General features: G+C 62.5%; 11 protein-coding genes. 5 read left to right on the top strand and 6 right to left on the bottom strand.

Annotated elements, in window-relative coordinates; all coding sequences use genetic code 11:
* Positions 1–13: 13 nt before the first annotated feature.
* Positions 14–1,552, top strand: coding sequence for an arabinosylfuranosidase ArfA (gene arfA, locus LDP01_RS21880; protein ID WP_224094189.1), 1,539 nt, complete (start codon positions 14–16; stop codon positions 1,550–1,552).
* Between the two features lie 76 nt (positions 1,553–1,628).
* On the opposite strand, the gene LDP01_RS21885 is transcribed toward arfA, so the two are convergent.
* Entirely contained in the window at positions 1,629–2,327 is a 699-nt protein-coding gene (locus LDP01_RS21885) for a DsbA family oxidoreductase (RefSeq protein ID WP_224094190.1), read from the bottom strand.
* 219 nt (positions 2,328–2,546) lie between these two features.
* Here LDP01_RS21885 and LDP01_RS21890 point away from each other — a divergent pair, with 219 nt between their 5' ends.
* Together LDP01_RS21890 and LDP01_RS21895 are read left to right on the top strand one after the other, a co-directional pair.
* Positions 2,547–3,629, top strand: a complete 1,083-nt coding sequence (locus LDP01_RS21890) for a glycosyltransferase family 4 protein (RefSeq protein ID WP_224094191.1) — start codon at positions 2,547–2,549, stop codon at positions 3,627–3,629.
* Positions 3,630–3,669: 40 nt separating this feature from the next.
* On the top strand, positions 3,670–5,805 hold the full coding sequence (locus tag LDP01_RS21895; RefSeq protein WP_224094192.1) for an amylo-alpha-1,6-glucosidase: 2,136 nt from the start codon (positions 3,670–3,672) through the stop codon (positions 5,803–5,805).
* Between the two features lie 49 nt (positions 5,806–5,854).
* On the opposite strand, the gene LDP01_RS21900 is transcribed toward LDP01_RS21895, so the two are convergent.
* From LDP01_RS21900 to LDP01_RS21920, 5 genes are all read right to left on the bottom strand, one after another.
* Positions 5,855–6,385 (bottom strand): GNAT family N-acetyltransferase, encoded by a 531-nt coding sequence (locus LDP01_RS21900; RefSeq protein WP_224094193.1) that lies wholly within the window; start codon positions 6,383–6,385, stop codon positions 5,855–5,857.
* Between the two features lie 85 nt (positions 6,386–6,470).
* The gene (locus tag LDP01_RS21905; protein WP_224094195.1) at positions 6,471–6,863 is read right to left on the bottom strand and encodes a universal stress protein; all 393 of its coding nucleotides are present in this window, start codon (positions 6,861–6,863) and stop codon (positions 6,471–6,473) included.
* Entirely contained in the window at positions 6,860–8,470 is a 1,611-nt protein-coding gene (locus LDP01_RS21910; protein ID WP_224094196.1) for a tripartite tricarboxylate transporter permease, read from the bottom strand. The genes LDP01_RS21905 and LDP01_RS21910 overlap by 4 nt, the downstream gene beginning before the upstream one ends.
* On the bottom strand, positions 8,470–8,973 hold the full coding sequence (locus LDP01_RS21915; RefSeq protein WP_224094197.1) for a tripartite tricarboxylate transporter TctB family protein: 504 nt from the start codon (positions 8,971–8,973) through the stop codon (positions 8,470–8,472). Before LDP01_RS21915 ends, LDP01_RS21910 begins: the two co-directional genes overlap by 1 nt.
* Positions 8,970–9,980 (bottom strand): Bug family tripartite tricarboxylate transporter substrate binding protein, encoded by a 1,011-nt coding sequence (locus LDP01_RS21920; RefSeq protein ID WP_224094198.1) that lies wholly within the window; start codon positions 9,978–9,980, stop codon positions 8,970–8,972. Before LDP01_RS21920 ends, LDP01_RS21915 begins: the two co-directional genes overlap by 4 nt.
* A gap of 283 nt (positions 9,981–10,263) precedes the next feature.
* Here LDP01_RS21920 and LDP01_RS21925 point away from each other — a divergent pair, with 283 nt between their 5' ends.
* Positions 10,264–11,859, top strand: coding sequence for a sensor histidine kinase (locus tag LDP01_RS21925; RefSeq protein ID WP_224095123.1), 1,596 nt, complete (start codon positions 10,264–10,266; stop codon positions 11,857–11,859).
* Positions 11,856–12,524, top strand: coding sequence for a response regulator (locus LDP01_RS21930; protein WP_224094199.1), 669 nt, complete (start codon positions 11,856–11,858; stop codon positions 12,522–12,524). Before LDP01_RS21925 ends, LDP01_RS21930 begins: the two co-directional genes overlap by 4 nt.
* Positions 12,525–12,554: the final 30 nt, after the last annotated feature.

Genomic DNA, 12,554 nt, shown 5'->3' on the forward strand with positions numbered 1-12,554 from the left:
ACCAAGGAGATAAATGTCCCGCGCACGCATCACCCTCGATCGAGATTTCACCATCGGCGAGGTACCCAGGCGCCTCTTCGGCTCCTTCGTGGAGCACATGGGCCGCTGTGTCTACAGCGGCATCTACGAACCCGGCCACCCTGAGGCCGACGAGAACGGCTTCCGGCAAGACGTCCTGAAGCTGGTCAAGGAACTAGGTGCCACTGTCATCCGGTACCCCGGCGGCAACTTCGTCTCCGGCTATAACTGGGAAGACGGCATCGGCCCGCGCGAAACCCGGCCCCGCCGCCTGGACGGAGCCTGGCACACCGTCGAAACGAATGCTTTCGGCCTGCACGACTTCGTGGACTGGTCCAAGCAGGCCGGCACGGAAATCATGGAAGCCATCAACCTGGGCACCAGGGGAGTGGATGCTGCCCGCGAGATCGTCGAGTACGCCAACCACCCTGGCGGCAGCTACTGGTCCGATCTCCGCGCCAAGAACGGCCACAAGGACCCGTTCGATATCAAGCTGTGGTGCCTGGGCAACGAAATGGACGGTCCTTGGCAGATCGGCCACAAGACCGCCGAGGAGTACGGGCGGCTTGCCCAGGAAGCGGCCAAGGCCATGCGCTTCGTGGACCCGGACATTGAATTGGTGGCCTGCGGCAGTTCCAACTCCCGGATGCCTACGTTCGGTGCCTGGGAGCAGACGGTCCTCACCCACACCTACGACGAAGTGGATTACGTTTCCCTCCACGCCTACTACTTCGAAGAAGAAGGCGACGTCGGCAGCTTCCTGGCGTCCGCCGTCGATACTGACTACTTCATCGAGTCAGTGATCGCCACCGCGGACGCCGTTCGGGCGAAGGGCAAGCACAAGAAGCACATCAGCCTGTCCTTCGACGAATGGAACGTCTGGTACCAGCGTGGGCGGGACACCGAGGACCAGTTGAGCAACATCGTCAAGGCCCCGTGGCGCGAGCACCCCCGCGTTATCGAGGACAAGTACAACGTGACAGATGCAGTGGTGGTGGGGACGCTGCTCAACTCGCTGCTCCGCCACGGCGACCGCGTCAAGATCGCCAACCAGGCGCAGCTTGTCAACGTGATCGCACCGATCCTCTCGGAAGAGAACGGGCCGGCGTGGAAGCAGACCATCTTCCACCCGTTCGCCCGGATGGCCGAGCTTGCCAAGGGCCAGATCCTGCGGCTTTCCGTGGACTCGGACAAATACGAGAATGCGCGGTTCGGCGGCACGGACCTTGTGGATGTCAGCGCCACGTGGAACGAGGAAACGGGGCGCGTGGCGCTGTTCTTCGCCAACCGTGGGCTGGAGGAAGCGGCCGACGTCGAGGCAGCCCTTCGAGGTTTCGACGCGCGCCAGGTGCTCCGCGCCGAAGTCCTGGAGATCCCCGAGGGCGGTGACAGGTTCACCATCAACACGCAGGACCAGCAGGGTCGGGTCGGCATGAAGCCGCTGGAAGGCGTCAAGGCGACTGGTTCGGAACTCCGGCTGACGCTGCCCGCATTGTCCTGGGCCGTCGTCGAGCTTGAGGTTGTGAAAAACTAGCCGCTTAGAAACAACGCGGGGTCACTTAGGGCCCATGTTGACAGCCAACATGGGCCCTAAGTGACCCCGCGTTGCGTTAAATGCTGCAGCCGTCCGGGCCGCAGGCTTCGGCGTCGGATGCGCCCACGGGGATCAGGGGATTGGCTTCCTGCCACGCCTGGTTCAGCGCCTCGCTGAAGAGCTCCGCCGGCTGGGCTCCGGAGATGCCGTACTTGCGGTCGATCACGAAGAACGGAACACCGGTGACGCCGATGGCGCGGGCTTCATTGATGTCCTCGTTGACGGCGTCCGAATATTTGTCGGTGGTGAACAGCTCTGCGACCTCGTTGGGCGGCAGTTCCAGAGCGGCGCCAAGTTTCGTGAGGTATTCCTGGTTGCCGATGTCCTCACCGTGCTCAAAGTGATCGCTGAGCAACCGTTCCTTGGCGGCATCCTGGCGGCCATGGGCTGCGGCGAGGTGGATGAGGCGGTGGGCCGTGAAGCTGTTGGCAACTACTACCTTGTCGAAGTGATAGTCCAGGCCCTCGCCCTTGGCGGTCTCTGTAACGTGGGCGAACATCTGCTTGACCTGCTCCGGAGCCAGGCCCTTGCGTTTGCTCAGGTAGTCCAATTCCGTGCCGTCATAGTGCCCGGGGATTGAGGGATCCAGCTGGTAGCTCTTCCACTCGATGTCTACGGAATCACGGTGGGGGAACTGTGCCAGGGCAGTCTCAAAGCGGCGCTTGCCGATGTAGCACCAGGGACACGCGACGTCGGACCAGATCTCAATCTTCATGCTGTGGTCAACTTCGAGGGCCTCGCGCGCATTCCGGAAAAGTCTGTTATTTTCGTCACCCATTGCCGGGGCTGGCGTGCCCAGCCTAATGTGTGAAGCAGGTTATGCAGTCAGCCGGTGGGGCGCTCTTCGTCCCGAAGAATCGCGTGTGTCTGGGGCCGCGATGAACACGAGGTTGAACCCCGTGCGCGGGTTCGCATATTTGTGGAGGCCTTCAGCATGCGCGTTGGACTCATCGTTGGACCATGGTTCACAGTGCCCCCGGAACGGTATGGCGGCACGGAACGGGTTGTGGATGCCTTGGCCCGTGCCTTATCCGATGCAGGGCATGACGTACTCCTGGCGGCGGCGTCTGACAGCACCTGCCCAGTTCCGCTGCTGCGGGGCTTCGGGCCGAGCGAGCCTGAAGAGCTGGGGCTGACGCTCAGCGAGTTACACCACGTCATCAAGGCTTATGCCGGCATGAAGGACGTGGACATTATCCACGACCACACCCTTGCCGGACCTCTCTACGCCCACCGGCCGCCGGGTGTTCCCGTGGTGACCACCGTCCATGGCCCGCTGACACCGAGGTATGCAGGGCTCTACCGGGATATGGCCCAGGACACCGCGATCATTGGCATTTCGCATGATCAATGCAGCCGCATCTCCGACCTTCAAATTTCGGCCGTCATCCACCATGGCCTGGATCTGTCCACCGTTTCCGTCGGCGACGGCGCCGGCGGATATGCATGCTTTGTCGGACGCATGTGCCCGGACAAGGGCTTGCTGGAGGCGGTGGCTGTTGCCCGTGAGGCCGGGGTGCCGCTCCGCATCGCTGCCAAGATGCATGCCAAGGATGAGCAGGATTACTTCCACGACGTCGTGGAGCCGGTCCTTGGTTCCCAGGAAGAATTCCTGGGCGAACTCTCAGACCCGGAGAAGTACGAACTGATGGGCGAAGCGATGGCCATGATCAACCCCATCCAATGGCATGAACCGTTCGGGCTGGTCATGATCGAGTCGTTGGCCACCGGAACACCAGTACTGTCCACCCCTATGGGCGCGGCACCGGAAATAGTCCGGCATGGCGTCACAGGATACCTGGCGCAGACCAATGAACTCGCAGGGTTCGTACAGGACGTGCAAGGGCTTAGCCGTGCAGAGTGCCGGCGTACCGTGGATGAGTATTTCAACGCAGCACGGATGGCGGCGGACCATCTGGAGCTTTATGCCACGGTCATCGAAGAATTCAAGGCCGGAGGCCTTCCCGGCAACGGCAAGTTGCAAGACAATCAGAGGCAAGCCCCCATCAACCTGTGATCGATAAGCAGGACATTTCCCGAGGAAGGCTTCGTGGGCCATGACTGCTTGGAACGCTGATACGGAGGCAGGCGCTTCCGAGCTGGGTGCCGTGACCGTCGTCGAAGGTTCATCCTTTTGCATCTCCTCGCATTCCGGTGACATCCACGGCGGCGGCTCCCAGGGCACTTACTACCAGGACACCCGGATCGTCTCCCGCTGGATCCTGAGGATCAACGGAGCCCTCCGGGAGCCCCTGGTCACCACCAACCGCACCGCCTTCCAAGCCGAATACGTTGGCCGGGCGTGCTCCAGCGATGGTCGTTTTGACAGTCCCCTGGTGGTCCAGCACCACCGGCATGTGGGCGCTGGCCTGCGCGACGACCTCACTATCAGGAACTACTCGGGCCAGCCGGCGCCGTGCGAAATCGAGTTGCTCATCGACGCCGACCTCGCCGACCTTTTCGATGTCAAAGGTGGCCGGGCAAGCAGGGCAGGAGCCACCGAGAAAACGGCCCGCAAAAAGGAACTGCACATCGAGGCCGTGCACGCGAACGGGGAACGTCGCGGCGTGGCGTTCCGGGCTTCGGGAGCCAAAGCGAACCCGGAAGGACTGACATTCCACGTCACCATCCCGGCCCGCAGCCAATGGAGCACCAGCGTCATTGCCATTCCCCTGATCAATGGAAAGGGGCCGGACGAGCCGTTTACGGAAACCACGGCCCTGCACCACACGATTGGCGTCCGCCGGCATATGGCCTGGGCGGAGCACGTTCCCCGGATCGCCGTCACGGACAGGAATGTGGAGGAAGTCCTTGAACGAAGCCAGAGCGATCTTGGTTCGTTGCGGATCTTCGACCACGAGCACCCTGGTCGTGCTGCCGTCGCAGCAGGGGCGCCCTGGTTCATGGCGCTCTTTGGACGCGACTCGATCATGGCGTCCTACATGTCACTCATGGTGGACCCAGGACTCGCGGCCGGTTCGCTGCAAACACTGGCCGGGCTTCAAGGCAGCAAAGTGGACGCCGACTCCGAGGAAGAACCCGGCCGCATGCCCCACGAGGTGAGGCTGGGAGTCACGGCCGGACTCTCCTTGGGCGGAACCGCCTACTACGGAACCATCGATGCAACGCCACTTTTCGTCATGCTGCTTGGCGAGCTCAGCCGGTGGGGTCTGGGGACGGACATCATCGATTCCCTCCTTCCCCACGCAGACCGTGCTATCTCCTGGATGGAGAAATACGGCGACCGGGATGGCGACGGGTTCATCGAATACCAACGCCCCAACACCCACGGCCTGATCAATCAAGGGTGGAAGGACTCCTGGGACGGCATCAACTTCGCCGACGGCACGATCGCAGAAACACCCATCGCTTTATGTGAGGTCCAGGCTTACGCCTATGGAGCCTACGTTGGGCGTTCGCTGCTGGCGCGCGCCGCGGGCGATACCGCCGTCGAACGCCGTTGCGCGGACCGGGCGGAAGCGCTCAAGGAGGCATTCAACGAGTCTTTCTGGCTGCCGGACAAAGGCTATTTCGCCCTTGCCCTGGATAAGGACAAGAAACCCGTGGATTCCTGCACGTCCAACATGGGCCACTGTCTGTGGACGGGCATTGTGGACGAGGACAAGGCTGCACTTGTGGCCGAGCGGCTGATGTCACCTGAAATGTTCACGGGCTGGGGGATCCGCACCCTTGGTTCGGACATGGGTGCTTACAACCCTGTCAGCTACCACAACGGCTCGGTCTGGCCGCACGATACCGCGGTCGTGGCCACCGGACTCATGCGCTATGGCTTCGTGAAGGAAGCCAGCCGCGTGGCGAGCGGATTGTTCGACGCCGCGGAGCACTTCGGCGGTCAGCTTCCGGAACTTTTCTGCGGCTTTGACCGCTCGGACTTTCCGGAGCCGGTGCCGTATCCGACGGCGTGTTCCCCCCAGGCGTGGGCGGCTGCGGCCCCTATTCAGCTGGCTCGCATCCTCCTGCGGTTCGACCCCGATTTCACCAGGAAAGTACTCCACCTGGCGCCCATCCTCCCGGACTCGTTTGGGGAGTTCAAGGCAGAAAACGTGCTGCTGGGGCGCTCGCGGCTCACGATCCAGGCGTCCTCGGGAAACGGCACGGTGACGGGATTGCCAGCCGGCCTGCAGCTGCGCTCCGACCCCCGGCCGCCACTGGCTGGTGACTTGTTCGGCTAACTGCCCGGGTGCTGGGTATTGCCCGGCTGCTGGCTAGAACGGGTGCTGGCTAGAGCGTGTGCTCCATGACGAAGTCATGTTCCACGGTGTCGCCCAGTTTGAAGGACTTGGTGCCCACCCTCTGGAAACCGCTCTTTTCATAGAAGCGGATCGCCTTGGCGTTTTCACTGTTCACGCCAAGCCAGACTCCTGCCGCACCCCTTTCCGCAGCGTCCGCGACTGAGGCCTTCATGAGGCGGGATGCGGCTCCCTGGCCGTGGTGGTCCGGGTGGACGTAGCACTTGCTGAGTTCCGTGGAGGGGAGCGCCGAGAGCACAGAGGCTACATCCGGGTCGCTAGCAGGCTTGGCAATCAGCATGGTGTACCCGTTGAGCTGACCGTCGTCGTCGAGCACCAAAACCGTGATGTGCGGATCGGCGAGGTAATCCAGGAAGTTCGCCTCGGCGAGCGTCTTCTCGAGATGGGCCTGGATGTCAGCTGGTGAGGCGCCGGGCGGGCACGCCAGCGGGAAGGTGACGGCCGCAAGCTCGGCCAGCTTGCCGGCGTCGTCAGTTGTTGCTGTGCGGATGGTCTCGGCCACGTGGTCCCCCTTGGAGTTGTGTATAGCTAATGCCCCTAAGAACGAATCTTAAGGGCATTAGCCGGCACAATCTTCTGGTTTACGCTTAGTCTGCTTTCACGGCGAGCACAGGACAGTCCGCCTCCAGCAGGATCCTCTGCGAGACACTGCCCATAATCAGCTTGCCAACCGGGCTGCGGCGGCGGAGGCCAATCACAATCAGCTCCGCGTTGTGCTCGTCGGCCGCATCCAGTACCTCAGCAGCGGCATCATGGCCACGGACGGGCTGCTTGATGATGTGCTCGATGCCTTGGAGGGCAAGGCGTTCCTCGATGGTCTGGATCTCCGGTTCCTGGGCGTACCTGTTATCCACCAAGGCGTCCCCTTTGGAAGAGTTGATCACCAACAGGGTGTCGTTGTTTTTCTTCGCTTCGGCAATGGCTTGGGTCAATGCGGCTTCGCCCTCGGGCGTGGGGACGTAGCCCACCACGATGGTCATGGCTTCTCCTTGTTGTGGTGGCTGTTGTGGTGGATCCGGGTACTGTTTTCGTCAGCTTGGATGGCGGCGTCCTCCTTGAGGAGCACTTCGCTGGGGTGGGCCGGGACCACGCTGGCTGGCACCGGACGGTTGCGGCGGACCAGCTTGAAGAGCAGCGGCCAGAGGATAACGATAGCCACGATGATGTAGACGACGACGGCGATCGGCTCGCTCCACAGCCCGGCGGGGTCACCGGCGAACAGCTGGAGAGTCCTGCGCAGCTGGCCTTCGATGCGCGGACCGAGGATGACGCCCAGGATCAGGGGCAATACAGGTAGCCCGAAGCGCCGCATCATGAATCCCAAGGCTCCGAGCACCAGCAGGATCACCAGGTCGAACGCCTGCAGGTTCACCGAGTAGGCGCCCAACGTTGCGAAGAAGAGAATGCCGGCGTAGAGGTAGGGCCTGGGAAGCTGCAGCAGTTTTGCCCACAGGGGTGCCAGTGGCAGGTTGATGAGCAGGAGCAGCAGGTTGCCGATGAAGAGGCTGGCGATGAGCGCCCACACCAGGGGACCTTGGCTGGAGAACAGCTGCGGGCCGGGCTGGATGCCGTACGAGGTGAACGCTGCGAGCATGACGGCAGCTGTGGCGTTGGTGGGCAATCCGAGGGCAAGCATTGGGGTCAGGGTTCCGGCGGCTGCAGCGTTATTGGCTGCTTCCGGGCCCGCGACGCCTTCGATGGCTCCCTTGCCAAACTCCTCCGGATGCTTTGTCAGCCGTTTCTCGGTGACATAGGAGAGGAACGTGGGGATCTCGGCACCACCGGCGGGAAGTGCACCAAACGGGAAGCCGAAGGCCGTGCCACGCAACCAGGGTTTCCAGGAGCGGGCCCAGTCCTTCTTGCCCATCCAGGGCCGTCCGACAGGAATGATGTGAAGCGGTGAACGCCGCAAGTGCGCGGCGACCCACAATGCTTCACCCACGGCGAAGATGGCCACTGCCACCACCACGATATCCAGGCCGTCGGCCAGCATCGGCTGGCCGAATGTCAGGCGGCGCTGGCCGGTAACGGAGTCAATGCCCACCAAACCGATGGCCAGCCCCAGTCCCAAGGAGGCAAAGCCCCTGAGCCGGGAGGAACCCAGGACCGCGGTGACGGCCAGCAAGGCGAGGATCATGATGGCGAAGTAACTCGGTGCGCCCAGGCTCACGGCGAACTGAACCACCAACGGTGCAAGTCCTGCCAGCAGCGCCGTACCGATGGTGCCGGCAATAAAGGAACCAATGGCCGCAGTCGCGAGCGCTTGGGCTGCCCGCCCGGCTTTCGCCATCTTGTTGCCCTCGATGGCCGTGACAACAGACGAAGACTCGCCGGGCGTGTTCAGCAGGATGGAGGTTGTTGAGCCGCCATACATGCCGCCGTAATAGATGCCGGCGAACATAATGAAGGCGCTGGTGGGCTCAAGGGCGGCCGTAACCGGAAGCAGCAGTGCCACAGTCATGGCCGGGCCGAGCCCTGGCAGAACGCCAACGGCCGTTCCCAGGAGCACGCCGATCATTGCGTACAGAAGGTTCAGGGGGGTGAGGGCGGTGGCGAAACCGTCCATCAAAGAGGACCAGACGTCCATCAGAGGATTCCTTCCAGGAGTCCGGCCGGCAGTGCAATGCCAAGGCCAAGGTAGAAGCCGTAGAAGGTGGCCAGGGCCAGCGCAACGGAGATGATGCCGTCGCGGACATAGTGCCGGCTGCCAAGTGCCAGCACGCTGACCCAGAACAGGACAGTGCCGGAGATGACCCAGCCCGCCCAGTCGATGAGCAGGATATTCAGGATGAAGGCTCCTGCAAGGGGGAGCACGGTCTTCCAGTCGGCGGGGTGTGCGAGGTCAATGTCCTCGCCGCCTTCCACTTCTCCTTTGCCGCCACGCAGTACGTTGATGGCCAGCAAAATTGCGCAGACCACCAGAAGACCGGCAACGATGAAGGGAACCGCCTTGGGCCCTACGGGGTCCGACTTCGAATACGGGGTTACCAGGCCGTTGGCGTCAAGGAAGACAAGGACGCCTACCGCGCCGAGCAGGAGGGCTACCCCCAGCTCGGCGCGGCCTTTCAGGCCTGTTGCTATAGTGCTCACGCCAAGCCAAGCTTGGTGAGCACGTCCGCCACCCGCTTGTCCTGGTCCGTAAGGAACTTCTGGAACTCGTCACCGGTGATGAAGGCGTCGGTCCAGCTGTGGGTCTTCAGGGCCTCTTTCCAGCCAGCGGATTCGTGCATCTTCTCCAGGGCGGCAATCAGCGACTTCTTGTCATCCTCGCTGATGCCCGGAGGGGCCACCATTCCACGCCAGTTGGTGAAGACCAGATCGATGTTGGACTCCTTCAGGGTGGGAGCGTCAACACCTTCCAAACGCTTCTCGCCACTGGTGGCCAGGACGCGAACTTCACCGGACTTGATCTGCTGCAGGTACTCGCCTGCACCGGAAGCCGCGAATCCAAGCTTGTTGCCCAGGATGGCCGGAAGAAGATCTCCACCGCCGTCGTATGCCACATAGTTGACCTTCGTGGCGTCAATTCCAACTGCGCCCGCCAACTGCATGGGCAGGAGGTGATCAGGACCACCAGGCGAGGAACCGCCACCCACGGAGATCGAGCCGGGATCTGCCTTCCAGGCCTTCACGAGGTCATCGATGGTCTTGTACGGGGAGTCCTTGCTGACCATGATGGCGCCGGGCTCTTCAATGAGCCGTGCCAGCGGGGTGGTTTCGGTCAGCTTCGACTCGGACTTGTTGGTGTAACTGGCACCCACAACGCCCAGGCCCATGAGCATGGCGAGGTCCCCGTTGCCCTTTTCGTTGACCACCCGGGCCAGGCCCACTGTGCCGCCTGCACCTGCGAGGTTGAAGACCTCCGTGTTGTTGGCGATCTTCTCGTCGTCGAGGACCTTGGCGGCGGCCCGTGCCGTGGTGTCGTAACCGCCACCGGGAGTATTGGGAACCATGATCTGGAGGCCGGTGATGGGTCCGGCTGCGGCGCCGGAGCTGGACGAAGCAGTGGAGCTCTTACCTGTGGCGCCGCAACCGGTAGCCATCAGGGCGATGCCGGCGGCAACGGCGGCGATTCGCAATGCGCGGATCTGGCGCATGGTGTTCCTCTTCTCAGTATGGAAATTCTGTGCAGGGCGCTCAGCGTTGTGCCCCGTGAATTGATGCTAGGTCCCGGCGTGACGGTGATCACTCTTGTGTTCGCAGTGATCTTTAAGTTCATTGCGTTCACGCCTTTGCCGTCTTATGGCACCCGGCCCCGAAGGTGCTCAGCGTGCTTAGGGTATAGTTCCGATACGCCAAGGCGGACTGCTTTTGAAGCTGTTAGCGGCCCTTGCATAGTGGAATCACCAAAGGATCCAAACAGTGACTCGAAGAAGAGGAATGTCCCTGGCCGGGCAGTACCTTGTGCTGCAGTTGTTGATCGTCCTGGCGGTCCTGGTGGCTGTCGTAGCTATCTCCCTGGCCCAATCTGCCGCTGCATTCGAACGAACTGAAGGGCGCCGGGCCTTGTCCGCCGCGGAGGCCTTGGGCAACAACCCCACAGTGCGCGCCCTGTTGCCCACTGCCGAACCCCGAAACGGCTCCTCCCTCCCCGCCGTGGCCGAATCGATTCGGACTGTCTCCGGTTCCTCCCACGTGGCACTCGCTAAGTTGGACGGCACAGTGGTGACCTCCTCGGATCCCAGCCAGCTGGGCAAGCAGCTTCTGCTCGGTGACAGCAGGGTCAAGGAAGGCCGGGCATGGACCGGAGTCCTTGCCGGCAATGAAGGCAAAGTTCTCTCAGCACACGTACCAGTGCTCGACGACTCCGGAACCATGATCGGCATCGCCTCCATCAGCAGGAACTATCCGTCCGCCCTTGAACGGCTGGAAGACGTGGTGCCAAACCTCCTCACCTACCTGGGCGTTGCGAGTGTCCTGGGCGTGGCCGGCTCCCTCCTGCTCTCCCGCCGCGTCAAACGGCAAACCCTGGGAATGGAGCCCCGCGAGATCACCGGTCTCGTGGAAAACCGTGAAGCGATGCTGCAAGGCCTGAAGGAAGGGGTGGTTGCCCTTGATCCTCACGAGCGGATTACCGTGGCAAATGAGAGCGCCCGCCAGCTCCTGGGACTGCCCGCAGACTGTGTGGGCCGGAAACTAGCCTCACTTCACGTGGACCGTGCGCTGAAAGTGGTACTCACCCGGGAACAATCAGACCCGGACCAGTTGGTGCTCGTGGGGGACCGGTTGGTGGTCATGAACAGGGTGGCCCTCCGCTCCCGCGGGCGTGACATCGGATCGGTGACAACGCTCAGGGACCGCACCGAGTTGTCGTCCTTGGAACGTGAACTCGGTGCCACCAGAACGGTGACGGACACTTTGCGTGCCCAAGCCCACGAGTTCGCCAACCAACTCCACGTCATTTCCGGCCTGATCCAAATTGGCGAATACGATTCCGTGGTGCAGTTCGTCAACGGCGCCACCGTGGACCGGACCCGGCTCAACGACGAAGTGACCAGCCGCATCCAGGACCCTGCGCTCGCAGCCCTCCTGATAGCCAAAGCCAGTTTGGCCACCGAGCGCGGCGTGGAACTGCAGATCGACCCGCAGTCCGGGCTCCCGCGCGTCAACGAGGAACTGTCCCGGGACCTCACCACCGTGGTGGGCAACCTGGTGGATAACGCGTTCGACGCCGTTACCGGGCTGGTTGGGGCGGCGGTGAGTGTGTTGGTGGTCAACTCAGCGTACGGTGTTTCAGTCACCGTCCGGGATAACGGTCCAGGTGTGCCCTCCGACGCCGCTGAGGACATTTTCCGGCAGGGCTTTTCCACGAAGGAGCCAGGACCTGGCGATGCCCGCGGTTTCGGCCTGGCGCTCTCGCGGGTGATCTGCCGTCGGTCCGGTGGCGACCTGACAGTAGCGAACGATCACGGGGCAGTTTTCACCGCACGATTCAACAAGCACGATTCGGATTTCGAAGGGGCAGCGCAGCCGTGATCAAAGTACTGATTGTCGATGACGATTTCATGGTGGCCAAGGTCCACGCCGGTTTCATCCAGCGGACGCCTGGGTTCGGCGTCGTGGGTGTAGCGCACACCGGCGCCCAGGCCATCCTTGAGACGCAGCGGCTCCAACCGGACCTTGTGCTGTTGGATATCCATCTCCCGGACATCAACGGGCTGGACCTGATGCATCAGCTCCGGGACGTCGCCCCGGACCTTGACGTGTTGGTGATCAGCGCGGCCCGTGAAACCGAGACGGTGCGCAAGGCACTTCGCGGCGGCATTGTCCATTACCTGATTAAGCCTTTTTCGCAGGCTGATCTTCAGGAGCGCCTGCAGCACTACCTGAATGCCTACCAAGGGTTGGACGCCTCCAAGGACGTGGCTGAGCAATCGGATGTGAACAGGGTGTTTGGGCTCAGCGTATCTGAGCGCACCCTGCCCAAGGGCTGCAGTGTAGAGACGCTTGAGTTGGTGGAAGCTGCGCTGAAATCGGCTCACGGCGATGTCTCCGCTGCCGAAGTTGCCGAGCAATTGGGGACCTCCCGGGTGAGTGCCCGCCGTTACCTTGAGTACCTCCACGATGAAGGTGCGTTGGAAGTCAGGCTCAAGTACGGCGTCGGGCGTCCCGAAAGAAGGTATGTGCTGAAGGGGAGGTGACGAGTGCGGGCCCCCGGCAGCCTGGCCCAG

It is taken from the genome of Arthrobacter sp. StoSoilB13, assembly GCF_019977255.1.
In the GTDB taxonomy this organism is placed as follows: Bacteria; Actinomycetota; Actinomycetes; order Actinomycetales; family Micrococcaceae; genus Arthrobacter.

Excerpts from the sequence above, each read along its gene's own strand:
- LDP01_RS21885 (WP_224094190.1), bottom strand. The coding sequence starts at position 2,327 with ATGAAGATTGAGATCTGGTCCGACGTCGCGTGTCCCTGGTGCTACATC.
- LDP01_RS21905 (WP_224094195.1), bottom strand. The coding sequence starts at position 6,863 with ATGACCATCGTGGTGGGCTACGTCCCCACGCCCGAGGGCGAAGCCGCA.
- LDP01_RS21890 (WP_224094191.1), top strand. The coding sequence starts at position 2,547 with ATGCGCGTTGGACTCATCGTTGGACCATGGTTCACAGTGCCCCCGGAA.
- LDP01_RS21895 (WP_224094192.1), top strand. The coding sequence starts at position 3,670 with ATGACTGCTTGGAACGCTGATACGGAGGCAGGCGCTTCCGAGCTGGGT.
- arfA (WP_224094189.1), top strand. The coding sequence starts at position 14 with ATGTCCCGCGCACGCATCACCCTCGATCGAGATTTCACCATCGGCGAG.
- LDP01_RS21925 (WP_224095123.1), top strand. The coding sequence starts at position 10,264 with ATGTCCCTGGCCGGGCAGTACCTTGTGCTGCAGTTGTTGATCGTCCTG.
- LDP01_RS21920 (WP_224094198.1), bottom strand. The coding sequence starts at position 9,980 with ATGCGCCAGATCCGCGCATTGCGAATCGCCGCCGTTGCCGCCGGCATC.
- LDP01_RS21910 (WP_224094196.1), bottom strand. The coding sequence starts at position 8,470 with ATGGACGTCTGGTCCTCTTTGATGGACGGTTTCGCCACCGCCCTCACC.